Source organism: Glycomyces tarimensis (genome assembly GCF_054776215.1).
In genome coordinates this window covers 346,604-370,092 of record NZ_BAAHCB010000005.1, presented here as the reverse complement: position 1 = coordinate 370,092, position 23,489 = coordinate 346,604, and the positions used below count along the sequence as shown (strand labels likewise).

22 protein-coding genes and 1 tRNA gene are annotated in these 23,489 nt (G+C 69.5%); 15 read left to right on the top strand and 8 right to left on the bottom strand.

Going from position 1 to position 23,489, the window contains the following annotated elements; all coding sequences use genetic code 11:
- Window positions 1-214: 214 nt before the first annotated feature.
- Entirely contained in the window at window positions 215-1,696 is a 1,482-nt protein-coding gene (locus ACYVK3_RS07280; protein WP_460496616.1) for a C40 family peptidase, read from the bottom strand.
- A gap of 181 nt (window positions 1,697-1,877) precedes the next feature.
- On the opposite strand from ACYVK3_RS07280, the gene mqnE reads away from it, so the two are divergent.
- From mqnE to ACYVK3_RS07265, 3 genes are read left to right on the top strand one after another with little or no spacing between them, the layout of a single operon-like run.
- Window positions 1,878-3,053 (top strand): aminofutalosine synthase MqnE, encoded by a 1,176-nt coding sequence (gene mqnE, locus ACYVK3_RS07275; RefSeq protein WP_460496615.1) that lies wholly within the window; start codon window positions 1,878-1,880, stop codon window positions 3,051-3,053.
- A complete protein-coding gene (locus ACYVK3_RS07270; protein ID WP_460496614.1) occupies window positions 3,053-3,466 on the top strand; it encodes a hypothetical protein in 414 nt (137 codons plus the stop codon). The genes mqnE and ACYVK3_RS07270 overlap by 1 nt, the downstream gene beginning before the upstream one ends.
- The gene (locus tag ACYVK3_RS07265; RefSeq protein WP_460496613.1) at window positions 3,460-3,717 is read left to right on the top strand and encodes a DUF4229 domain-containing protein; all 258 of its coding nucleotides are present in this window, start codon (window positions 3,460-3,462) and stop codon (window positions 3,715-3,717) included. Before ACYVK3_RS07270 ends, ACYVK3_RS07265 begins: the two co-directional genes overlap by 7 nt.
- A 39-nt stretch (window positions 3,718-3,756) precedes the next feature.
- Here the strand turns inward: ACYVK3_RS07265 and ACYVK3_RS07260 are convergent, their stop codons facing one another.
- Window positions 3,757-4,506: a Fic family protein gene (locus ACYVK3_RS07260; RefSeq protein WP_460496612.1), complete on the bottom strand. Its 750-nt coding sequence runs from the start codon at window positions 4,504-4,506 to the stop codon at window positions 3,757-3,759.
- Window positions 4,507-4,792: 286 nt separating this feature from the next.
- On the opposite strand from ACYVK3_RS07260, the gene acs reads away from it, so the two are divergent.
- The 4 genes from acs (at window position 4,793) to ACYVK3_RS07240 (ending at window position 10,438) form a co-directional block, all read left to right on the top strand.
- Window positions 4,793-6,754 (top strand): acetate--CoA ligase, encoded by a 1,962-nt coding sequence (gene acs / locus ACYVK3_RS07255; protein WP_460496611.1) that lies wholly within the window; start codon window positions 4,793-4,795, stop codon window positions 6,752-6,754.
- A gap of 265 nt (window positions 6,755-7,019) precedes the next feature.
- Window positions 7,020-8,300: a Na+/H+ antiporter NhaA gene (gene nhaA, locus ACYVK3_RS07250; protein WP_460496610.1), complete on the top strand. Its 1,281-nt coding sequence runs from the start codon at window positions 7,020-7,022 to the stop codon at window positions 8,298-8,300.
- A gap of 18 nt (window positions 8,301-8,318) precedes the next feature.
- Window positions 8,319-9,239, top strand: a complete 921-nt coding sequence (locus ACYVK3_RS07245) for an alpha/beta fold hydrolase (RefSeq protein WP_460496609.1) — start codon at window positions 8,319-8,321, stop codon at window positions 9,237-9,239.
- A gap of 59 nt (window positions 9,240-9,298) precedes the next feature.
- A complete protein-coding gene (locus ACYVK3_RS07240) occupies window positions 9,299-10,438 on the top strand; it encodes an amidohydrolase (protein ID WP_460496608.1) in 1,140 nt (379 codons plus the stop codon).
- 68 nt (window positions 10,439-10,506) lie between these two features.
- On the opposite strand, the gene ACYVK3_RS07235 is transcribed toward ACYVK3_RS07240, so the two are convergent.
- Window positions 10,507-10,704, bottom strand: a complete 198-nt coding sequence (locus ACYVK3_RS07235) for a hypothetical protein (RefSeq protein ID WP_460496607.1) — start codon at window positions 10,702-10,704, stop codon at window positions 10,507-10,509.
- 233 nt (window positions 10,705-10,937) lie between these two features.
- On the opposite strand from ACYVK3_RS07235, the gene ACYVK3_RS07230 reads away from it, so the two are divergent.
- On the top strand, window positions 10,938-11,660 hold the full coding sequence (locus ACYVK3_RS07230) for an SDR family oxidoreductase (protein ID WP_460496606.1): 723 nt from the start codon (window positions 10,938-10,940) through the stop codon (window positions 11,658-11,660).
- A gap of 45 nt (window positions 11,661-11,705) precedes the next feature.
- On the opposite strand, the gene ACYVK3_RS07225 is transcribed toward ACYVK3_RS07230, so the two are convergent.
- Window positions 11,706-11,927 (bottom strand): CsbD family protein, encoded by a 222-nt coding sequence (locus ACYVK3_RS07225; protein WP_460496605.1) that lies wholly within the window; start codon window positions 11,925-11,927, stop codon window positions 11,706-11,708.
- 458 nt (window positions 11,928-12,385) lie between these two features.
- Between ACYVK3_RS07225 and ACYVK3_RS07220 the strand changes: the two genes are divergently transcribed.
- The gene (locus ACYVK3_RS07220; protein WP_460496604.1) at window positions 12,386-12,583 is read left to right on the top strand and encodes a hypothetical protein; all 198 of its coding nucleotides are present in this window, start codon (window positions 12,386-12,388) and stop codon (window positions 12,581-12,583) included.
- 279 nt (window positions 12,584-12,862) lie between these two features.
- Here the strand turns inward: ACYVK3_RS07220 and ACYVK3_RS07215 are convergent.
- Window positions 12,863-12,938 (bottom strand) — tRNA-Lys (locus tag ACYVK3_RS07215).
- Between the two features lie 287 nt (window positions 12,939-13,225).
- On the opposite strand from ACYVK3_RS07215, the gene ACYVK3_RS07210 reads away from it, so the two are divergent.
- A complete protein-coding gene (locus ACYVK3_RS07210) occupies window positions 13,226-13,963 on the top strand; it encodes a YaaA family protein (RefSeq protein ID WP_460496977.1) in 738 nt (245 codons plus the stop codon).
- A gap of 50 nt (window positions 13,964-14,013) precedes the next feature.
- Here ACYVK3_RS07210 and ACYVK3_RS07205 read toward each other — a convergent pair whose 3' ends face one another.
- The gene (locus tag ACYVK3_RS07205; RefSeq protein ID WP_460496603.1) at window positions 14,014-14,511 is read right to left on the bottom strand and encodes an inorganic diphosphatase; all 498 of its coding nucleotides are present in this window, start codon (window positions 14,509-14,511) and stop codon (window positions 14,014-14,016) included.
- Between the two features lie 56 nt (window positions 14,512-14,567).
- Here ACYVK3_RS07205 and dacB point away from each other — a divergent pair, with 56 nt between their 5' ends.
- On the top strand, window positions 14,568-15,995 hold the full coding sequence (gene dacB, locus ACYVK3_RS07200; RefSeq protein ID WP_460496602.1) for a D-alanyl-D-alanine carboxypeptidase/D-alanyl-D-alanine-endopeptidase: 1,428 nt from the start codon (window positions 14,568-14,570) through the stop codon (window positions 15,993-15,995).
- 1 nt (window position 15,996) lies between these two features.
- Here dacB and ACYVK3_RS07195 read toward each other — a convergent pair whose 3' ends face one another.
- Entirely contained in the window at window positions 15,997-17,757 is a 1,761-nt protein-coding gene (locus tag ACYVK3_RS07195; protein WP_460496601.1) for a carbohydrate-binding module family 20 domain-containing protein, read from the bottom strand.
- 194 nt (window positions 17,758-17,951) lie between these two features.
- Here ACYVK3_RS07195 and ACYVK3_RS07190 point away from each other — a divergent pair, with 194 nt between their 5' ends.
- Window positions 17,952-19,058, top strand: coding sequence for a zinc-dependent metalloprotease (locus ACYVK3_RS07190; RefSeq protein ID WP_460496600.1), 1,107 nt, complete (start codon window positions 17,952-17,954; stop codon window positions 19,056-19,058).
- Complete coding sequence (gene tilS / locus ACYVK3_RS07185) at window positions 19,051-20,049, top strand: tRNA lysidine(34) synthetase (protein WP_460496599.1); 999 nt, start codon at window positions 19,051-19,053, stop codon at window positions 20,047-20,049. The genes ACYVK3_RS07190 and tilS overlap by 8 nt, the downstream gene beginning before the upstream one ends.
- Here tilS and hpt read toward each other — a convergent pair.
- Entirely contained in the window at window positions 20,046-20,669 is a 624-nt protein-coding gene (hpt, locus tag ACYVK3_RS07180; protein ID WP_460496598.1) for a hypoxanthine phosphoribosyltransferase, read from the bottom strand. The genes tilS and hpt overlap by 4 nt on opposite strands.
- Before the next feature lie 254 nt (window positions 20,670-20,923).
- Here hpt and ftsH point away from each other — a divergent pair, with 254 nt between their 5' ends.
- Window positions 20,924-22,831, top strand: a complete 1,908-nt coding sequence (gene ftsH / locus ACYVK3_RS07175) for an ATP-dependent metallopeptidase FtsH/Yme1/Tma family protein (RefSeq protein ID WP_460496597.1) — start codon at window positions 20,924-20,926, stop codon at window positions 22,829-22,831.
- Window positions 22,832-22,840: 9 nt separating this feature from the next.
- A complete protein-coding gene (gene folE / locus ACYVK3_RS07170; protein ID WP_460496596.1) occupies window positions 22,841-23,479 on the top strand; it encodes a GTP cyclohydrolase I in 639 nt (212 codons plus the stop codon).
- Window positions 23,480-23,489 lie beyond the last annotated feature (10 nt).

Genomic DNA, 23,489 nt, shown 5'->3' with positions numbered 1-23,489 from the left:
CGCGGGAGGCGGCGGCTGCTGCGCGTACGGCGAGGGCGCGGGCGCCCCGTACGACGGCGGCGGATACTGCGGTTCCGGCGGGAATCCCCCGATCGGCGGCGGAAGCGGCGCGCCGCACTGCGGACAGCGGCGAAGCCTGGACGTCAGGCGCTGGCCGCAAGAGCTACAGCTGTTGTCGTCCACGGAAGCCTCCTCGGGGATGGAGCGTCGTCATTCACGGGCTAGCTAGCACCATCGTGCCACTACCGGGTGGTACCCGGTATCCGCCTTCCGGTAACCCGCCGGATGTCTCGCTCGGATCAGGCTCACCCGACAGCGTGCCCGAGACCGTGCCCGAGCCGCTCGGACTCGGACTGTCGGGAGAGTCGTCCTCAGTGGGCGTCGGCTCGTCGGGGGACGGGGACGGCGTCGGCGAGGGTGAAGGCGACGGAGACGGCGAGGGCGTCGGGCTGGGCTCCGGGCTGGGGCTGGGGCTGGGGCTGGGGCTCGGCTCCAGCGGCTCGCTCGGCGAAGGGGAGGGGGAAGGCGAAGGTGAGGGCCGCTCGGGCGCCTCGGGTTCGTCGCCGTCGTTGCCGCCGCTCGGCGGAGCGGCGTTCGGGTCGGTCTTGATCGCGTCGACGACCCGGTGCGCACCCGCGAAATTCTCGAACCAGATGCCGCTGATCTTGACGACATCACCCGAACGGGGGGCCTGGACCATCTTGCCGTCGCCCAGGTACATGCCCGTGTGGTAGACCGACGTCCAGTCGCCCGGCACGTCCCACCAGAACAGCAGGTCGCCCGGCAGCAGCATCTCCACGTCCACCGGCTTGTGGCGGGTGGCGTAGAACTGGTCCGCCGCCACGCGCGGAATCGAGACGCCCGCGTAGGCGTAAGCCGACTGGGTCAGGCCCGAGCAGTCGAAGGTGTGCGGCCCTTCCGCGCCCCACACGTACGGTTTGCCCAGCTGCGCGAGCGCGTACTCGACGGCCTTCTCGGCCTCGGGCGCGGGCTTCCAGCCGTCGACCTCGGAGGAGAATTCCCCCGAGTAGTCCTCGGCGGCCTCCTCGCGCGCCTGCTCGATCGACTCGAGCTCCTCGCGGTTGTCCTCGACGAGGCGGTCGAGCTCGTCCTGAGCCTTCTCGAACTCCTCGTCCAGAGCGGCGTAGCGGCCCTCGGCACGGGCGGCCGACTCGGCGGCCGCGTCATGGGCGGCGTGGGCGACCGCCTCGGCGGTCGCGGCGTCCTCGAGCGCGGACGACAGCGACGGCAGACCCCATTCCTCGCCGAGCGGCGTCAGCCCCGTCAAGTCCGGCAACTCGGTGTCGGGCACCCCGGACACGTCCGTGTAGGCCTCGCCGACGGCGCTGTCGAGCGCGGCCTGCGCGGCCTCGAACTCCTCGATCGCCGCGGCCCAGTCGGCGGCGGCCTCGCTGAAGCGCTCGCTGCGCGAGAGCCACTCCTCCTCGGCCGCGGTGGTCTCCTCGGCCAACTGCGCCACATCGACGGTGAGGTCGTTGATCCGATCGGCCAGCGGGCCCTCGACAGTGTCCGGATTGGTCACAGGAGCGTCGTCGGTGGACTCGCCGAGCGGCCGCGTGCCGTCCTCGGGAACCGTCACACCTGGCTGAGCGAACGCCGGCATCGCGCCGCCGAACAGCGCCGCCGCTGCCCCCGCGACGACGAGCACGCGGACGCCGAACCGATTAACGCGCATATGAGGTGTCCTTCTGTGGGGGATGCCACCGATACTCTACCGAAGTCGGGCGAACTTGACGAAGCCTCCAGGCCAACTTTCGGTACCGCCCGCGTTCGCGGCGGTCACACGGAACTCGAGCCCCGACCGTCTCCCGTGGCGGCGGCGTTACGCTCGTGGAGACCCGAGGGATGGAGGCGTCATGGACGACACCGCAGCGTTCAAGGCCGGTATCGAAGCGAAGCTCGCCGCCGGAGAACGACTGAGCTTCGACGACGGCGTGGGGCTCTACGAGATCGACGACCTCGCGTGGCTCGGCCGCCTCGCGCACGGCGTGCGGACCGCCAAGAACGGCGACCGGACGATGTTCAACGTCAACCGGCACTTGAACCTCACCAACGTCTGCTCCGCCTCCTGCGCCTACTGCTCCTTCCAGCGCAAGCCCGGCGAAGCCGACGCCTACACCATGCGCGTCGAGCAGGCCGTGGCCCTCGCCGAGCAGATGAAGGACGACGCGCCCACCGAACTGCACATCGTCAACGGCCTCCACCCCACGCTCCCGTGGCGCTACTACCCGCGCGTGCTCAAGGCGCTCAAGGAGACCCTGCCTCAGGTCAACCTCAAGGCGTTCACCGCCACCGAAGTCCAGTGGTTCGAGAAGATCTCCGGCTTGGACGCCTCCGAGATCCTCGACGAGCTCATCGAGGCCGGCCTCGAATCGCTCACCGGCGGCGGCGCCGAGATCTTCGACTGGGAGGTCCGCCAGCACATCGTCGACCACGACTGCCACTGGGAAGACTGGTCGCGCATCCACCGCATCGCCCACTCCAAAGGCCTGCGCACCCCCGCGACCATGCTCTACGGCCACATCGAGGAGCCCAGGCACCGCGTCGACCACGTGCTCCGGCTGCGCGAACTCCAGGACGAGACCGGCGGCTTCGCCGTGTTCATCCCGCTGCGCTACCAGCACGACTTCGTCGACTCCAAAGACGGCAAGATCCGCAACAAACTCCAGGCGCGCACCACGATGGCCAGCTCCGCCGAATCGCTGAAGGTCTTCGCCGTCTCCCGCCTCCTGCTCGACAACTTCGACCACGTCAAATGCTTCTGGGTCATGCACGGCCTCGACGTCGCGCAGCTGTCGCTCTCGTTCGGCGCCGACGACCTCGACGGCTCCGTCGTGGAGTACAAGATCACCCACGACGCCGACAACTACGGCACGCCCGACAAGATGAGCCGCGACGACCTGCTCGAACTCATCCGCGACGCCGGATACCGGCCCGTCGAACGCAACACCCGCTACGACGTCGTGCGCGAGTACGACGCCCCGCAGTCGCTCGCCGACCGGCGGTCCGAACCCCAATCGGTGAAGTTCTAGTGCCCGAGCAGCAGACCGCCGGCGGCAAACCGCGGATCGAGACCCTCGGACAGCTCCTCGGCACCGTGCTCGCCTACGTCGTCATGGGCGCGATCGCGCTCGTCGTCATCGACCTGCTGTTCATCGCCGTCGGCGGCGGCCGGTTCGGACGCGTCTCCGGCTGGATCGCCGCCGTCCCGAGCGTGTTCGTGTTCACCGAGCAGTTCCGCCGCTACGAGGGCGCCTCGCGCTGGGCCGTCGCCCTGCTCGGATTCCTGCTCGCCATCGGCGCCGGGATCGGCGCCACCGTCCTGCTGCCGCCGACATGGCCGGCACTGGCGAGCGGCGGCGTCGGCGGGCTGGTGACCGCGCTGGTGTACTCGGCGCTGTGGTACGCAGGGATCAAGATCTACGGAGAGGAGCGGCCATGCTGAACTCTGTGAAGCATCCGGTGGCCAAGTACTTCCTGGCCCGGCTGGGCCTGTTCGTCGCGATCGCCGCGCCGCTGAGTTTCTTCATCAACTTCCTGCTGGCGCTCGCGATCGGGCTGCTCGGGTCGCTGGTGCTGTCGGTGGTGCTGCTCAAGGGCATGCGTCACGAGATGGTCGACCACATCGACGCGGGCGTCAAACGGCGCAAGGAGGAGAAGGAGCGGCTGCGCGCCGAGCTCAAGGGCGAAGGCTAGGCCGCGTTCAATGATCCCGGGCGAGGCCGCGTCCGGGATCTAGCTGCGCATCAGCTCCGTGCAGATCTGGAGCGTCTCGGCCGCGCCCGCCTCAAGCGCCTTGCCGTAGTGCTTCAGCCACGACCGGACGCCGTCGGGCGTGCCGGTCGACCAGGCGCGCTGCGCGCCGACGTATTCGGGGTGCCGGTCGAGGTGCCCGGCGTTCACCGTGATGAGGAGCTTCGGGTCGAGCCCCTTGCTGGCCAGCGCGAGGCGCGCCGCGCCGCGGGCGACGAGGTTGTTGGCGACCGGGAACGGCTGGACGGCGAGGAGCTCGCCGTGGACGACCGCGGCGGTCAGCGCCGCTGGGATCTCCGTGGTGGGGCTGGCCACCAGCGCGCACATCGCGTCGATGCGGGCCGAGCCCCGCTTGTCGACGTCGATGCGGCCGGGCTCGAAGTCGTGCCCGGAGTCGGGGAAGTCCCGCGAGGCGAGCAGGTGGAGCTTGGCGAGGACGTAGCGCGGCGAGATCGCCCACACGTCCACGAGGGACGGGAGGGCCTCGACCACGCGCAGGGCGCCCGAGACGATCGGGTCGCTGAAGTCGCCGGCGCGCAGGCGTTCGACGTCGCAGTCGTAGCCCTCGAGCGCCAGCGTCGCCGAGACGTCGTGCAGGGCCACTTCGTCGGCGACGTGGGCGTTGTCGCTTCGAAGGGCCTCGTGCCAGAGCATGCGGTCGACGTTGGCTCTGGCGTTCTCAAGGGCGTCGGCGACCTCGGAAAGCTCGAGGAGAGGCGCGAGAGGATCCACGGGCGGAACCTTACCGGTTGTAGGTGAGGCTGATACGCCGCACCGGGCTGGCTAGAGGGCGGCCACAAATGGTACAGGCGGGGGCGCTTGGGCGCTCGCCTCGATCATGACGCCCGTTCGCGGGCGTTCCGGCCGTTCGCCGCCCGCCCGGCGCGCGCTCGCCGCCCGCTGGTCGATGTCCGCGAGGTCATCGGTTGTGAAGGGCGCGTTTCGCGGTAGTGTGGCGGAACATAGACCCGCCTCACAGTCGCGCATTGGCGCGCCGATCTGTAAGGAGCTAATACCCGTGGCACATACCCCGCAGGAGACTCTTGCCAACCTCCTCACGGAGCATCGCACGTTTCCCCCCTCTCCCGAATTCACCCGATCGGCGAACGTCTCGGAGGACGCCTACGACGAGGCGGCGTCCGATCGGCTGGCGTTCTGGGAGCGCCAGGCTCGGCGTCTGGAGTGGGCGAAGGAGTGGGATCAGACCCTCGACTGGTCGAACCCGCCGTTCGCGAAGTGGTTCGTCGGCGGCGAACTGAACGTCGCCGCCAACTGTCTTGACCGGCACGTGGAGGCGGGCCTGGGCGACCGGGTGGCGATCCACTTCGAGGGCGAGCCCGGGGACACCCGGACGGTCACGTACGCCGAGATGCTCGACGAGGTCAAGCGGGCCGCGAACGCCCTGACCGAGCTCGGCGTCCGGGCCGGGGACCGGGTCGTGATCTACATGCCGATGATCCCCGAGGCGGCCGTGGCGATGCTGGCGTGCGCGCGCATCGGCGCGCCCCACTCGGTCGTGTTCGGCGGCTTCAGTGTGGACGCGCTGTCGAGCCGCATCGACGACGCCGGGGCGAAGCTGGTCATCACCGCCGACGGCGGGTTCCGCAAGGGCAAGGCCAGTGCCTTGAAGCCCACTGTGGACGAGTCCGTCGAGCGCTGCCCGTCGGTCGAGAAGGTCCTGGTGGTGCGCCGCACCGAGCAGGAGGTCGACTGGAACGAGGGGCGCGACCTGTGGTGGCACGAGAGCGTCGCGCGGGCCTCGAACGAGCACGAGGCGACGCCGTTCGACGCCGAGCACCCGCTGTTCATCCTGTACACCTCGGGCACCACGGGGCGGCCGAAGGGCATCCTGCACACCTCGGGCGGGTATCTGACGCAGACGTCGTACACCCATCACGCCGTGTTCGACCTCAAGCCGAAGACGGACGTGTACTGGTGCACGGCCGATATCGGCTGGGTCACGGGGCACTCCTACATCGTTTACGGCCCCATGGCGAACGGGGCGACGCAGGTGATGTACGAGGGGACTCCCGACACCCCGCACAAGGGCCGGCTGTGGGAGCTGGTCGAGAAGTACAAGGTGTCGATTCTGTACACCGCTCCGACGGCGATCCGCACGTTCATGAAGTGGGGCGACGACGTCCCGGCGGGGTACGACCTGTCGAGCCTGCGCGTGCTCGGCAGCGTCGGCGAGCCGATCAACCCCGAGGCGTGGATGTGGTACCGCGAGCACATCGGGGGCGACCGCTGCCCGGTGGTGGACACGTGGTGGCAGACGGAGACGGGCGCGATCATGGTCTCACCGCTGCCTGGTGTCACCGCCGCGAAACCGGGGTCGGCGCAGCGGCCGCTGCCGGGCATCACGGTGGACGTGGTCGACGACGAGGGGAAGTCGGTGCCGAACGGGGGCGGCGGGTTCTTGACGATCCGCGATCCGTGGCCGTCGATGCTGCGCACGATCTGGGGTGACGACGAGCGGTTCATCGAGACGTACTGGTCGCGGTACGAGCACATGTACTTCGCCGGCGACGGCGCCAAGCGCGACGATGCCGGCGACATCTGGCTGCTGGGCCGGGTGGACGACGTCATGCTCGTGTCGGGCCACAACATCTCGACGACCGAGGTCGAGTCGGCGCTGGTGAGCCACGAGACGGTGGCCGAGGCGGCGGTCGTGGGGGCGTCGGATCCGCTGACCGGCCAGGGCATCGTGGCGTTCGTGATCCTGCGCGGCGTGGCCGAGTCGGGCCCCGAGCACCTGGCGGAGCTGCGCAATCACGTGGCGAACACCTTGGGGCCCATCGCGAAGCCGCGGCAGGTCATGGTCGTCTCGGAGCTGCCGAAGACCCGTTCGGGCAAGATCATGCGCCGGCTGCTGCGCGACATCGCCGAGGACCGGCAGCTCGGCGACGTGACCACGCTTCAGGACAGCTCGGTGATGGCCCGCATCAAGGAGGGCCTGCAGCGCGGCGCCGACGACTGATCGGCGCGGTCGCTGACACGACGTCGGCGCGGTCGGAGCGGCTTATGGCACGGCGTGGTGCCGACGAGTGATCGCGTGATCTCTGACACGACATCGCCGCAGTGGGAATGACTCATAGAAACTAGTGCGCCCGTGGCGGAACGGCCGGTAGTCGTTCCGTCACGGGCTAGCGTCGAGCGCTTTCTTTCCGATAGGGTTTCGTCACCCCCGTCGGCGGCGATGCCGAGCCGTACTGCAGCCCTGCGCCCGAACCGAGAGGAGCCTCATGCCCGAGACGCCGGAGACGCCCGAGACGCCGGAACCGAGGCGGATGCCGCAGATGCCGAGGCGGCGCATGCCGCAGCGGCGGATCGTCCGCAAGGCCCGCCGGGCGCCGCAGGAGATCGCCCGGTTCCTCCGGATCGAGACCACCGGCGGCGTGCTGCTGCTCATCGGGGCGGCGCTCGCGCTCATCGCCGCGAATTCGCCGCTGTCGGAGCTCTACGAGGACGTCCGGCACACCTATATCGGCATCGACGGCGTGTTCATGCTGACCGTGCAGCACTGGGCGGCCGACTTCCTCCTGGCGTTCTTCTTCCTCGTCGTGGGGCTGGAGCTCAAGCGGGAGCTCGTCGTCGGGGAGCTGCGCGAGATCAAGAAGGCGATGCTGCCGGTCATCGCCGCCGCCGGCGGTGTGATCGTGCCCGCGGCCATCGCCATCGCGGTGGCGTGGGGCGAGCCCGGCGGCATCGACGTGTGGCCGGTGCCGGTCGCGACCGACATCGCCTTCGCGCTCGCGGTCCTGGCGCTGTGCGCCAGGAGCCTGCCGTCGAGCCTGCGGATCTTCCTGCTGACGCTCGCGATCGCCGACGACATCGGCGCGATCGCGATGATCGCGGTCCTGTACTCGCAGCCGCAGTTCATTCCGCTGCTGGTGTTCGTCGTTGTCATCGCGTTGTGGGTGTTCTTGCAGTCGAGGCGCGTCAAGACGCTGTGGGTCTACATTCCGCTCGGCCTGGCCGGCTGGGTGGCGCTGTACGAGGCGGACGTCCACGCGACCATCGCCGGGGTCGCACTCGGCTTGGCGACCCGGATCAAGCGCGACAAGGGCGAACACGAGGCTCCGGCGCTGGCGACCGAGCACGCGCTCCAGCCGTTCAGCGCCGGCGTGGCCGTCCCGATCTTCGCGTTCTTCTCCGCGGGCGTCGCGCTCAACGGCGAGGCGCTGAGCGCCTTCGCGGCGGACCGGGTCGCGCTCGCGGTCGTCGCCGGGCTGTTCCTCGGCAAGACCGTCGGCGTGACGCTCGGGGCCTATGTCGCGCACCGGTTCGGGTGGGGGCGCCTCGCACCGGACCTGAAATGGGCCGACATCGTCGGAGTGGCGATCCTGTGCGGCTGCGGGTTCACCGTCAGCCTCCTCATCGCCGAGCTCGCGTTCACCGATGTGGCGCAACAGGATCTGGTCAAGACCGGGGTTCTGGCCGGCTCGACGCTGTCGGCGCTCGTGGGGGCCGTGGTGCTCAACCTCCGCTCGCGTGCCGTCCGGCGTCAGCACAGCCCCGCGTGACCTCGTACGCTGTGGTTCGTGAACCGTAGGACTTTCGCCGACAGCGCCGCGATCAAGGCCGGGCCGTGGACCCACCGGCACATCGACGCCAACGGCTCGCGATTTCACATCGTCGAGGCCGGAGAAGGCCCCCTGATCCTCATGCTGCACGGCTTCCCGGAGTTCTGGTGGGCCTGGCGCCACCAGATTCCGGCGCTCGCGGACGCGGGTTTCCGCGTGGTGGCGGCGGACCTGCGCGGTTACGGCGCCTCGGACAAGCCGCCGCGCGGCTACGACGCTTACACGATGGCCGCGGACGTAGTCGGGCTCGTCCGCGCGCTCGGCGAGCGCGATGCCACCGTGGTCGGGCACGACCTCGGCGGCATTCTCGGTTTCGCCGCGGCCGCGTTCCATCCGCAGCAGTTCAGGTCGCTGGTGGTCATGGGGGCCGCGCATCCGCTGCGGCAGCGGGCGGCGCTGGCGGTGGACCCGAAGGGTCAGCTGTCGGCCTCGAAGCACCTGTTCGCGTTCCAGATGCCGCGCTATGAGCACAAGCTGACGGCTTGGGACGCGCGGAAGGTCGCCGATCTCATGTACTGGTGGTCGGGGCCGCGGTGGCGCAACACGAAGGATTTCCAGGCGTATGTGCGGGCGTGCCGGGACGTCATTCAGATCCCGCAGGCGGCGTTCTGCGCCCTGGAGGCGTTCCGGTGGCCGTTCCGCACGGCGATGGGCCTGGCGGGGCGGCGCTTCGTCAAGCTGCTTCAGCGCACGACGCCGGTGCCGACGCTCCAGTTGCACGGGGCTATGGATACGTGCGTGCTGCCGCGCACGGCGCAGGGTTCGGGCCGGTACATCCACGGCCGCTACGAGTGGAAGCTCCTCGACGGCATCGGTCACTTCCCGCAGCAGGAGGCCGCCGAGACGGTGACGAAGGAGATCATCCGCTGGGCCGACTAGCCGACCGGCTAGCGTTTGGTGCAAGATGGTGTCCGACGCTCCTACCGGAAGGCGATCACATGACCGAGCCCTCCTTCGCCCTGCGCGGGGCCACCGTCCTGCCCGTCACCGCCGCTGCCATCGAAGACGGCGTCATCGTCGTCGAGAACGGCCGCATCAGCGCCGTCGGCGGCCCCGATCTGCCGGTGCCCGACGGCGTGCCGGTCTCGGACGCCGCCGGCAAATGGATCGTGCCCGGACTGGTCGACGCCCACACCCACCTGGGGGTCCACGAGGTCGCCGAGGGCTGGGCAGGCAACGACACCAACGAGATGACCGACCCCAACACCGCGTTCGTGCGTGCCCTCGACGGCATCAACCCCGCCGAACCGGGCTTCGCCGAGGCGCTGGAGGGCGGGGTGCTGGCCGCATGCGTCAACCCCGGCTCGGGCAACGTCATCGGCGGCGAAGCCGTCGCGATCAAGACCGTGGGCCGCTACGTCGACGAGATGGTGCTGCGCTCCCCCGCCGGGGTCAAGTCGGCGCTCGGCGAGAACCCCAAGCGGGTCTACGGCGAGCAGAAGAAGACGCCGTCGACGCGCCTGGGGACGGCCGGGGTGCTGCGCCAGGCGTTCGTCGAGGCCGAGAACTACCGCAGCGCCGAAGCGCCCGGCCGCGACCTCAAGCTCGAGACGATCGTGAAGGTCCTCAACCGGGAGATCCCCTGGCGCCAGCACTGCCACCGCGCCGACGACATCGCCACGGCGCTGCGCGTCGCCGACGAGTTCGGCTACGACCTGGTCCTCGACCACGGCACCGAGGCGCACCTGCTGGCCGACGTCATCGCGGAGCGCGGCGTGCCGGTCATCTTCGGACCGCTGCTGTGCTCGCGCTCGAAGGTCGAGACGGTCAACCGCTGGCCCGAGAACGCCGCGAAGCTCGCCGCCGCGGGCGTGAAGGTCGCGATCACCACCGACCACCCGGTCGTCCCGATCGAGCACCTGATCATCCAGGTGATGCTCGCCGTCAAGGCCGGGCTCGACCGCGATACCGCGCTGCGGGCCGTGACCATCCACCCCGCCGAGATCATGGGCGTCGAGGACCGGATCGGCTCGCTCGAAGCGGGCAAGGACGCCGACTTCTGCGTCTGGTCGGGCGATCCCCTCGACATCTACTCGAAGGTCGAGCGGGCCTACATCGAAGGCCGGCCCGTCGGATAGACCAACCCCCGGATGGAGGAGGGGCCCGGAACCTCGCGGTTCCGGGCCCTTCGTCTGTCCTCGCGGCCTTAAGCGGCTCGGCGAACGTCCGCCCGCTTCGGGAGCGCGGCTGGGACCGACTCCCGCAGGCGGCGGCCCGCGGCGGCGACGGTGCCGGCCAGGCGGCCGAGCCGCGAGGGCCGGTCGTCGACGACCGGGGCGTCCGGCAGGGCCGAGCGCGCTTCGTCGTTCATGAGCTGCAGGGCCAGGATCGCGTATGACTCCATGGTGGTGTTCCTTCCGGGCGGTGATGCGAGGTGCGTGCCGCGCCGGTGCGGCGGTGAGGCCGGCGGTGGTGATCCGGCCTCGGGTCCAACGATGCGCCCGAATTGTCTCGCGCTCATTACGCCCGAAGAAACCGCCGACAACTCGCGGTAAAAACCTGGTGCGCCATCATGGCCCCGCTCACAGGCCCGGTGCGAAACTGAAGACATGTCACCACTGTCGGAGGGGGGCGGTCATGCGATTGAGCGACTACCGGGTCGTGATCACCGGCGCCGGCCGCGGTTTCGGCAGGAGCCTGGCGATCAGCCTCGCGGAGCGGGGAGCGGAGGTCTACGCCTCGGCCCGGAGCTTCGACGCCGCCGAGCGGGTCTGCGAGGAGATCCGCCACCGCAAGGCGGGGCGGGCCCACGCCTTCGCCTGCGACCTGGCCGAGGCCGACTCGATCGCGGACTTCGTCGATGCGGTCGCCGGCCGCACCGACCGCATCGACGTGCTGGTCAACAACGGCGCCCCTTACTTGGACGCCGGCGAGTTCACCGAGGCCGAGGACGAGCGGATCGTCGAGACGCTCGCGGCCGGGGCGACGGGAACGGTCCTGGCCACGAAGCACTTCCTGCCGCTGCTCTTGGCCTCAGACAAACCGGACATCGTGACGATGGTGTCGGCCTGCGCGGAGAAGGGTCATGACCGCTCGGAGGCGCACGAGGCGTTCTACGCCGCGAAAAGCGCCCAGGCCGGGTTCACGGAGATCCTGTCGAAACGCCTGCGGCCCAAGGGCGTTCGCGTGATATCGCTGTACACGCCCGACTTCGCCAACCCCGAGCCTTCGAGCGCCGAGTGGGAAGCGGCGTCGTGCGACGGCGAGCTGAGCGCGCGGTCGCTGGTGGACTGCGTCCTGTTCGCCGTCGGCCAGCCCCGCGACTGCTTCATCAAGTCGTTCCACTTCGAACAGCGTTGACCTCCGGGCGGCGGGAAGCCCACCGTCCGGAGACAAGGGCAAGCACTACCTGCGGTCGTCGTCGTCCCGGTGGCGCTCCTTGGCGTCATGGAGCGAGCCGGCGGCCTTGTCGCGGGTGTCGTGGAACTTCTCCTTGGCCTCGCCGGAGAGCTGGTCGCGTTTGCCTTCCGCTTCCAGGCTCTCGTTGTCGGTGGCCTTGCCGGTGCGTTCCTTCGCCTCACCCATGGCCTGCTTGGCCTTGTCCTTCGCCTTGTCGAAACTGCTCATCTGCGTGGCCCTCTCATTGAGCTGTGGTGGCCAGAGAGGGATACCCCTTCGCACCACGGCCATGCACCCGAGGTGATCGGCCGTTCACCACCGACGCGACCGGTCGCCGCGCATGAGTCGCCGGTCACAGCGAAGGTCACGGCCGCCCGCGGCGAGGGCGAAGCAAGCGAACGACGAGCGCATCCGCTCGAGCCTGCGTAGGCGGAAGCCCCGGGGGTCCGGTACGCCTGCGTGATCCACATGTGCGACGCGGCATGCGGCCGGGTGCCGGCCGCGCTCGACACTGCCGGACAGACCGCCGAAGACCGTTGCGACCCTCCCTTGCCATGTTCTTGTGGTTCACTTGTCTTATCTTGTGCCCCTTGATGATCCGTGGCACGGTGCTATTGAGCAGTTCTTCCCGACCTTGTCGTCCGCTTCCCTCAGGGCAGTGGCCGCAGCACAACCATGGAGGTTGCATGATCGCGAACAAGTTCCTCATCCGTGCGGGAGTCACGGTGGCGGCCGGCGCCTTGGCCATGTTCGGCTTCGCCGCGACGGCCTCGGCCTCGGAGTCCGACGGCTGGTCCTGGCAGCGAGCAGACGAGGCCAGCGGCACCGACAGCTGGGCCTACATCTGGTCGGACGACGGCACGGACGGCTGGTCTTGGCTGTAGGTCGACGAGGGCCCGGTCGACCCTCGCGGTAACCGGTCCACGTCCAGAGCGAACCCGCGGCGGGTTGTCGTCCCGCCGCGGGTCACTCGTTTCCGAGCCCAGTCGGAGCAGATCCGGCCCGTCTTTGCGCGACATGGGCCGCGACCGGCCCGATCGGAGCGGCACGGGACCGGCAGTGACGCTTTGGCAGGATGGCGAAGAGCGGGAGCGGCCGCTGCACTCGTCGCCGTGCCGGGCGGGACGATCGGACCCGCCCGGTTGCTCGCCGCCCTGGAATGGTGGTGGGTCGTGTGGGACTCGAACCCACAACCTACGGATTAAAAGTCCGCAGCTCTGCCAATTGAGCTAACGACCCACGCGCGACCTTACCGTATTCGGGCAGGTGCGGTGCGGTGAGGCGTGCCGCGATGGCCTGCGGCACTCCGACTGTCGGCGGCGGGTGGCATGCTGGACGAATGCAGTCGTGGACGGCGCGGCGGCGTGCTGCGGAGGTGCCGCCGCCGCGCCTATTCGAACCGCGTCACACGTGGCCCTCGGTGGGATTCGGGTCCGCTCCCGCTGGTTCGAACATACGTACTATAAACCATCCGCGCGCCGCTGTGAAGCCGGGAGTCGAAGCAGGTAGACTCGCCTGCTGTGCTTATGCTGCTGCCTCCGTCAGAAGGGAAGGCCGTTCATGGAGACGGACCTCCCCTCGACCTCGGGCGACTCTCCTCCCCGGCGCTCAACCCCGTCCGCGAGATCCTCGTCGACCGGCTCGTCGAGCTCTGCGCCGACGAGGACGCCGCCGCCGAGGCCCTCAAACTCACCGCCCGCCAACGGCATTACGTCAAGCTGAACCGCGAGCTGCGCACCGCCCCGACCCTCGCGGCATGGGAGCTCTACACCGGAGTCCTCTACGACCGCCTCGGCCTCGGGGACCTCCCCGACTGCAACCAGGTCCTCATCGCCTCGCCGCTGTGGGGCCTGCTGCGCCCCTCCGATCGCGTCCCGCCATACCGGATGCCCATGTCGGCGCTCCTGCCCGGCACGGAGCGGCTCGCGAAGCTCTGGCGGCCCGCCGTCGCCGAGGCGCTCGGCTCCCGCGACGAGCTCATCGTCGACATGCGCTCGGGCGCCTACACCCAGGTGTGGGGCCCGAAGGGTCGCGGCGTCGCCGTACACGTGTACAAAGAGGACACCGCTGGGAAGCGCACCGTCGTCACCCACATGGCCAAGGCCACCCGCGGCGAGGTCGCCCACGCGCTCCTGGCCAGTTCCGTCCAGCCGACCACACCGGCCGAACTGGGCGACTTCCTCGCCTCGCACGGCTGGAAGGTCGAGCTCTCCGAGCCCGCCACGCGCTCGAAGCCGTGGCGGCTCGACGTCGTCGGGGGATAGCAGAGCGGCCCGGGCGAGAGCGTCGCCCGAGCCGCCGTGAACGCGTGTGCTCAGTGCTTGTCGTAGTAGCCGGCGGACTTGGCGCGCTCGAACGAGCGGCGCACCTCCTCCTCGGCCTCGGCCCGGCCGGTCCACGTGGCGCCCTCGACGCTCTTGCCCGGTTCCAAGTCCTTGTAGACCGTGAAGAAGTGCTGGATCTCCAGGCGGTCGAACTCGGGCACGTCCGCGATGTCCTTGAACATGTCCTTGCGGGGATCATCGGTCGGCACGCACAGGACCTTGTCGTCGACGCCCTTCTCATCGCGCATGCGGAACATGCCGATGGCGCGCGAGCGGATCACACAGCCCGGGAACGTCGGCTCCACCATCACCAAAGCGTCGAGCGGGTCGCCGTCCTGGCCGAGGGTGTCGTCGATGAAACCGTAGTCGGCCGGGTACACCGTCGCGGTGAACAGCGTCCGGTCCAAGCGGATCCGTCCGGTCTTGTGGTCGATTTCGTACTTGTTGGCGCTCCCTTTCGGGATCTCCACCGTTACGTCGAACTCCATCGGCCGACACTCCTCCAGGCTTAATTCCAGTGCTCTCAATGGCCTAGTCTCTGTGCATGGCCCTCAGTGACAACGCCGACCCCAAAGACGCGAGTAGTACGCCACACGCACGACCTGAGGGTTCACCCTCCAGTCCGGGTTCCAAACGCGGACGGAGCGGACTGGCATGGGTCTTCTCGATCCTCGCCGCCGTCGTCACGGTGGCCGCCGCCGGCGGCCTGGTCTGGCAGATCAAGGCCGCGGCCGTCCCCGAGACCGGCACCTTCACCCCGCCCGAGGCCTACCCGCCGGACGAACCGCCGGAGGTCGTGGCCGCGCTCGACCAGGGCGCACCGGTCCCCGACCTCGCCTCCCTCCTCCCCCGGCTGCTCGACGATCGGCGCTTCTCGGGCGATCTGTCCGCCGCGTTCGCGGACGCGACCACCGGCGAGGTCCTGTTCGAACAGGACGGCTCGACGCCGATGACGCCGGCGTCCTCGATGAAGGTCGTCACGGGCGTCGCCGCGTTCGAGCACCTCGGCCCCGAGTTCCGCATCCCGACGACCGTGGTCGAGGGCCCCGACGACGACTCCGTGGTCCTCGTCGCCGGCGGCGACGTGGCCATGACCGTCGACGGGCAGGGCTACTACGGGGAGGGCGCGAGCCTCACCGAACTGGCCGAGGCGGTCCTGGAGGCGAGGGACGGCGTCGCGCCGAGCACCGTCTACCTGGACACGGGCATCTTCGACGACAAGGTCAACGCCGACGGCGTCCCGATGTCGGACCTGAACCTCTACACGGCCCCGGCGGCCCCGATCATGATCGACGGCGGCCGCATCGACAACTCCGAGCAATACACTCCGCACCACCGGGACCCGGCGATGCACGCCGCGGAGGTGTTCGCCGGCCTCGTCGGCGCCGCCACCGCGGTCGAGGGCACCGCCGCCGACGGCGCCGCCGAGCTGGCCACGGTCCACTCCGAGCCGCTCACGGCCCTGGTGGACTCGCTGATCCTCTCCTCGGACAACGAGCTGGCGGACGCGGTCGGATTCCAGACGGCGCTGGCCGTCGAGGGCGAGATGACGTGGGACGCCCTCGGCCGCGCCCACATGGCGACGCTCGAGTCGCTCGGCGTGGACACCACCGGTCTGGTGCTCAACGACGGCTCGGGCATGTCGCCGACGAACCGCCTGACGGCGAACGCGTTCACGCAGCTGCTCATGGGCGCGGCGGCCTCGGAGGCGAGCATGGTGTTCGAGTCGCTGCCGGTCGCGGGCTATTCGGGTTCGCTCCTCCAGCGGTTCGGCACCGCCACCGAGGGCAACGGTGTGGTGCGCGCGAAGACCGGGACGCTCAGCGGGGTGTCGTCGCTGACCGGATCGGTGATGACCGACGACGGGCGCCTCATCGTGTTCTCCATGATCAGCAACGACCACACGAACGCGCAGGCGGTCGAGACCGCGATGGACGAGGTGACCGCCGCGGTCTCGCAATGCGGCTGCTGAGCTAGCGCCAGGTGTCGGCGACGGTCGCGCAGCCCTCCTCGGGGACGGCCACGGTCCGGTTCGCGCCCGATTCCCAGGCGACGTCGCCCGATTCGTCGACCTTCGCGTACTTGTACTCGACGGTCGTGCCGGCGGGCGCCCGCACCGTGCCGGTCCATTGGGGGTAGCCCTGGGACGACAGCCCGGGACCGGCGGCGGCGTTCCACGCACCGAGTTCGCCCGGCGCACCGGTGATGTGGACCGTCTGGCCCCAGTCGGTGTGGGCGGTGACGGTGACATCGATGCAGCCGGACTCCGTGCCGCCGCCGGCACCGCCGACGTGGAGGGCCAGCGCGCTCTTGGCGGCGACGGTCGCGGTGAAGGTCCCGCCGGAGACGGTCACGGTGGTCCCGGAGATGACGTCGACGTACCGGCCGTCGGTCAGCGAGGTCGCGAAGGTGCGCGTGATCGCCGAATCAGCGGCGTTGAAGACGGCGAAGCCGCGTTCGCCCCGTCCGAACGCGAAGGCGTCGCCTGAACCCCACGTGTCGGTGACGGCCGCGCCGGCGGTGGCGGCGCGGAAGCCGGCCATGCCGCTCAGGTACGGGGAGCGGTGGATGCAGGTGAAGGCGCCGGCGCCGCATCTGACGTCGGCGACGGTGCCGTCGGCGTTCAGCGGCGGCGGCTGGTGGAAGGCATCGAATTCGTAGCCGGTGTAGGACGAGGGCGTCCCGAACGGATGGGCGAGCATGAACGCCTCGGCGAGGAGGTAGTCGGCGCCCCAGGTGTGGTTCATGGTCTCGCCGCCGCGCTCGGTGTCGTGGTTGGCGACGAATGTGCCGGCCTGGGGGAGGTAGCCCCAGCTCGTGCCGAGGCCGGGCAGGTGCCGGGAGTCGGCGGAGCCGTTGATGTGGTTCTTGAGGTCGACGGGGTAGGCGAATTCGTGGACGTCGCCGTTGCCGGCGTATTCCTCGGCGGTGATGGGCTCGCCGGCGCCTTCGATGACCTCTTGGACGATGTAGGGCTCGCCTTCGACGCGGGAGAGGATCGCGCCGAGTTCGCCGGCGTCGATGTGCTTGGCGGCGTCGATGCGGAAGCCGGCGACGCCGAGGCTCATGAGGTCGTTGAGGTAGCCGGCGATGCGGCCTTGGACGTAGGCCGAGCCGGTGTCGAGGTCGTTGAGGCCCACGAGGTGGCACCGCTGGACTTCGGTGCGATCGCGGTAGTCGTCGATCTCGCAGTAGTCCGAGCCGGTGTTGTGGAAGTCGTTCGGGCCGTAGCCGGCGTCAGGGTAGTTGAACTGGGAGTACGTGCTCCCGGCCCAGCCGGTGCGGGTCTCGCTCGCGCCGGCGGCCATGTGGTTGATGACCGCGTCGGCGATGACGCCGATGCCGTTGTCCCGGCAGGTGGCGACCATGTCGGCGAATTCGGCCCGGGTGCCGAGGCGCGATTCGATCTTGTAGCTGACGGGCTGGTAGTGGATGTACCAGGCGTGTTCTTCGCCGCCGGTGGTGTGGGTGCCGAGGATGTGTTCTTGGGGTGGCGAGGTCTGGATGTGGGTGTAGCCGGTGTCGGCGAGGGGCCCGGCGCATTCGGCGGCGATGGAGTTCCAGTTCCACTCGAACATGTTGAGGATGGCGTCGCCGCCGGCGAGTGCGGCGGCGTTCCGGAGTGCCGGTTCGGCTTCGTCGGACGGTGCGGCGGGCGGGGTGAGGGCGGCGGCGAGGAGGGCGGCGACGCCGGCGGCGATCGCCGCCGTTCGTCCGCGCTTGAGCTGAGGCATCGTTGCTCCCTTTGAAATACTTGCGCGCAGATCTGCAAGATGTTGCCAGATTCACAAGAATTTACCATCGAAGCGTGACTAGTTTCAAGATCTTCGATGTATGAATTTGTCGTTCATTTCCGGAACGGGACGATTGGCAAGGGTTATAGCGCGTGACGGTGGCGAGCCGACTGCGCTCTGGATAGGCTGGACCGATGGCACCGCCCGCGAGCAACCCGATGCTGCCGTCCATCGACTGGCGCACCGCGGCGTCGTGTTCACGAGCCTTCAGCCGCGGCGGCCCCCGCATGAGCCCCGAAGGGGCCCTCGACGTCGTCGCCGACCTGCATCGCCACGCGCGCAACGCGATCGAACTGGTCACCGACTACACCGGACTGACACCCGCCTTCCCCGCTCCGATCGACGTCGTCGACCGCGTCCGGTGGAGCCACATCAACATCTCGGGCCTGCGGCGCCTGCTCACCGAGCTCGGCGCCGCCGAGCCCGAGGACCCCGAACGGCAGGCGGGCCCGGCCGCCAAGGTCACCGGTGTCCAAGCCGGAGCCGTCCTCGCCTTCCTGTCGTCGCGCGTGCTCGGCCAGTTCGAGACGTTCTCCACCGACTCCGGGCGCCTGCTGTTCATCGCCCCGAACATCGTCGACGTCGAACGGCGGCTGCGCCTGCCCTCGCGCGAATTCCGGCTGTGGATCGCCGTCCACGAGGCCGCGCACCTCGTCCAGTTCACCGCCGTCCCATGGATGCGGGACTACTTCCGCGGGCTCCTGAGCACCTTCTTCGACGCCGCCGAGCCCGACGACTCCACCGCCTCTCAGTTCGGCCGGGCCGTGCGCCGCGCACTGGGCGCCGCCCGCGACGACGCCTCGGGCGAGCCGCCCGTCAGCGACCTCTCGAACGCCGACGTCGTCGCGGCCATGACCAGCCCCGAGCAGCGCGAGGTCATCACGCAGATCCAAGCGCTCATGACCCTGCTCGAAGGCCACGCCGAGTCCGTCATGGACGGCGTCGGCGCCACGCACATCGACCACGTCGAACTGCTGCGCCGCCGCTTCGACCGGCGTCGGGCACACCCCGGCGCGCTGCAACGGTTCCTGCGGCAGCTGCTCGGCCTCGACGCCAAGATGCGGCAGTACGCGGCCGGCCGGCGCTTCGTCGACCAGGTCGTCGCCGCCGAGGGCATCACCGCCTTCAACCGGGTCTGGGAAGCCCCGCGGAACCTCCCGACCGAGGCCGAGATCGAGCGGCCGGAGGCCTGGATCGCGCGAGTCCTGTCAAGCCCTGGCGCGAAAGTCGGACATGGCTAGGCTGCCGGAGGCGCTCGCGCGCATGCGCGTCGCCGTCCGCGACGCCCTCGACGACCTGCCCCGCGGCTCGCTCGTGCTCGCCGCGTGCTCCGGCGGGCCCGACTCGCTCGCGCTGGCCGACACACTCGCGTTCGTCGCACCCCGCGCGGGCCTGCGCGCCGGACTGGTGACCGTCGACCACGGACTCCAGGACGGCTCGGCCGAACGCGCCGCCGACGTCGCCGAATGGGGCCGCGAGATCGGACTCGACCCGTCCGAGGCGGCGACGGTGCAGGTCCTCGGCTCGGGCGGCCCCGAGGCCGCGGCCAGGCAGGCCCGGTACGCGGCCCTCGACTGGGCCGCCGAACGCCACGGCGCTCGGGCCATCCTGCTCGGGCACACCAGGGACGACCAGGCCGAGACCGTGCTGCTCGCGCTCACCCGCGGGGCCGGACCTCGCGGGATCGCCGGTATGCGCGCGGTGCGCGGACGCTACCGGCGCCCGCTCCTCGACATCGGCAGGGACGACACGCACGCGGTCTGCGAGGAGCGCGGCCTCAAGCCGTGGACCGACCCGCACAACTCCGACCCCAGGTTCAAGCGCTCGGCACTGCGCGGGGCGATGGCGGTCCTGACCGACACGCTCGGGGACGACATCGTCGCGAACCTCGCGCGCACCGCCACACTCGTCGCGGCCGACACCGACCTCCTCGACGCCCAGGCCGACGAGGCGTACGCCGCGTGCCTCGACGGCGAGGGCTCGCCGAGCGTCGACCGGCTCGCCGCGCTCGCCTCGCCGATCCGCCGGCGGGTGCTGCGCACGTGGATTTTTCAGCTGGGAGTGAACGGCGCGGAACTGAACCACCGCCACCTCGACGCGCTCGACGCGCTCGTGTCGGCGTGGCACGGCCAAGGGCCGACGTTCCTGCCCGGCGGCGTGGAGGTGCGCCGCAGCGGCCGGACGCTCACGGCTCGAGCGGGCTTACGGCTCGCGGGCCGAGCCTTGCGCTAGGACTTCTGGTACACCGCGGGCTTGAGCACCCCGATGAACGGCAGCTCCCGGTAGCGCTCGGCGTAGTCCAGGCCGTAGCCGACGACGAACTCGTTCGGGATGTCGAAACCGAGGTAGGAGACCGGGATGTCGGCCCGCTGCATGCCCGGCTTGCGGAGCATCGCGACGACGCTCACCGAGGCCGGGTTCAGGCCCTTGAGGTACTTGAGCAGCCACGACAGCGTCAGTCCGGAGTCGATGATGTCCTCGACCACGACGATGTGCTTGCCGGTGACATCCGAGTCGATGTCCTTGAGGATCCGCACCGTCCCGGAGGAACTGGTCGAGTTCCCGTACGAGGACAGGGCCATGAACTCCATCTTCACCGGGACGCTCAAGGCCCGGGCGAAGTCGGCCATGAACATGATCGCACCCTTGAACACGCCCACGAGCAGCAGCTCGTCCGTGTCGGCGAAGTCCTTCGAGACCTGGTCGGCGAGTTCGGCGACCTTCGAATGGATCTCATCCTCGGTGATGATGGTGCGCTCGATCTCCTCGGCGTACCACGAATCCGGGTCGAACACCGCGGCCTCGGCGGCTTTCGACGGCACTGATGCTGGGCTGGCTAGCTCCGACGTCATGTAACAAGGGTGCCACCCCCTCGCGCACGCCGCTGGCTTGGGTGGGCGAGGTCAACCCGACCGTGGTAGGAATTACTGATCACAATGCGCGGCAGTCCAGCGCCTCTCGAAGGACGTTCCAGGCTCGTGCCGTGTACTTTCGAATGATCGGCACGAAGTGGTCGAGTCCGCGAATTCGCGACGAACGCAGGAGGAAACGAGTGGTCGACGCCGGGAAGCCAACACCTGAGCGGAAGCGGTTTTTCCGGAGGCCGTTGGTCTGGATCCTGCTCATAGCGGTGATCGCCGTGCTCATCGGCACCTTCTTCTCCGGCGGCTCCGACTACGAGGAGGCCACCACCTCCGAAGTCCTCGACGCGATCAACTCCGGCGAGGTCACCGACGCCACCATCCTCGACAAGGAGCAGTTGGTCCAGGTCGAACTGACCAACGGCGACCAGGTCGAGGCCTACGTGCCCTCCGGCATGACCGAGACCGTCGCCCAGAGCCTCGAAGAGGGCAACGTCAACTTCGACACCGAGGTCAACGAGACCTCCGTGTTCGTGTCGTTCCTGCTCAGCCTCCTGCCGATCGTCCTCATCGTCCTCCTGCTGCTGTTCTTCATGTCACAGATGCAGGGCGGCGGCTCGCGCGTCCTCAACTTCGGCAAGTCCAAGGCCAAGATGGTCTCCAAGGACACCCCGAAGACCACATTCGAAGACGTCGCCGGCTCCGACGAGGCCGTCGAGGAACTCCGCGAGATCAAGGACTTCCTCGAGGACCCGAAGAAGTACCAGGAACTGGGGGCGAAGATCCCCAAGGGCGTGCTGCTGTTCGGCCCGCCCGGCACCGGCAAGACGCTCCTGGCCCGCGCCGTCGCCGGCGAGGCCGGCGTGCCGTTCTACTCCATCTCCGGCTCCGACTTCGTCGAGATGTTCGTCGGCGTCGGCGCCAGCCGCGTCCGCGACCTGTTCACCCAGGCCAAGGAGAACGCCCCCGCGATCGTGTTCGTCGACGAGATCGACGCCGTCGGCCGCCACAGGGGCGCCGGCATGGGCGGCGGCCACGACGAGCGCGAGCAGACCCTCAACCAGCTGCTGGTCGAGATGGACGGCTTCGACACCCGCGGCGGGGTCATCCTCATCGCCGCCACGAACCGCCCCGACATCCTCGACCCGGCGCTGCTGCGCCCGGGCCGCTTCGACCGCCAGATCCCCGTCGACGCCCCCGACAAGGAAGGGCGCCAAGCGATCCTGTCGGTGCACGCCAAGGGCAAGCCGTTCGTTCCCGACGTCGAGTTCGACACGATCGCGCGACGCACCCCCGGCTTCTCCGGCGCCGACCTCGAGAACGTCATCAACGAGGCCGCGCTCCTGACAGCCCGGCGCAACGAGCACGCCATCTCCAACTACGCGCTCGAAGAGGCCATCGACCGGGTCATCGCCGGCCCCGAGCGCAAGGGCCGGGTCATGGGCGAAGAAGAGAAGAAGATGACCGCCTACCACGAGGGCGGGCACGCCCTGGTGGCGTGGGCGCTGCCGCACGCGGCACCGGTCCACAAGCTCACGATCCTCCCGCGCGGGCGCAGCCTCGGCCACACCCTGGTGCTGCCGACCGAGGACAAGTACTCGCAGTCGCGCTCGGAGATGATCGACACGCTCGCGTACGCGCTGGGCGGGCGCGCCGCCGAGGAGCTGGTCTACCACGACCCGACCACGGGCGCGCAGAACGACATCGAGAAGGCCTCGAAGGTCGCCCGCGCGATGGTCACCGAGTACGGCATGTCCGCCAAGCTCGGCGCCGTCAAGTACGGCGCCTCCGACTCCGAGCCGTTCCTCGGCAAGGAGTACGGCCACCAGCGCGACTACTCCGACGAGATCGCCGCGACGATCGACTCCGAGGTCAGGGCCCTGATCGAGATCGCCCACGACGAGGCCTACGCGATCCTCAACGAGTACCGCGACGTGCTCGACCAGATGGTCGTCGAGCTGCTCGAGAAGGAGACGCTCACGCAGGAGGACCTGGCGAGGATCGCCGAGCGCGTCGAGAAGCGCCCGCCGATGTCGCCGTACAACGGCACCTCCAGCCGCAGGCCCTCGGGCAAGCCGCCGGTGTCGACCTCGAACGGCTCGAAGCCCACAACCGTGACCGAGCCTTCCGAGGAGATCGAGCAGTCGTCGTAGGCTTGTGCGATGGCTGAACTGGACAACCTGGCCGCACGCCTGCTCGACGGCCGGATCAACGGCAGCGCGGTCGAGCAGGCCGTGGACCTGCCCCGCATCGAGGCGGCTGTCCGCGAGATCCTCACCGCGGTCGGCGAGGACCCCGAGCGGGAGGGGCTCCGGGAGACCCCGAGGCGCGTCGCCCGCGCCTACGCCGAGCTGTTCGCTGGACTGAGGGTCGACCCGGACGAGGTCCTGAAGACCTCGTTCGACGAGGACCACAACGAGCTGATCCTCGTGCGCGACATCGAGGTGCAGTCGTTCTGCGAGCACCACCTGCTGCCGTTCACCGGCGTCGCGCACGTCGGCTACATCCCCGGCGCGGCCGGGCGGGTGGCCGGGCTCTCGAAGCTGGCGCGGCTGGTCGAGGTGTACTCGCGCCGCCCCCAGGTCCAAGAGCGCCTGACCAGCCAGATCGCCGACCAGTTGTACAAGTCCCTCGAGGCCGGCGGCGTCATCGTCGTCGTCGAGTGCGAGCACACGTGCATGTCGATGCGCGGCATCCGCAAGCCGGGCGCCACCACGATCACCTCCGCGGTGCGCGGCATCCTCCAGTCCGACGCCAGGACCCGCGCCGAGGCGATGTCGCTCCTGCGCGGCACCAGCTGAGCCGGGCGAA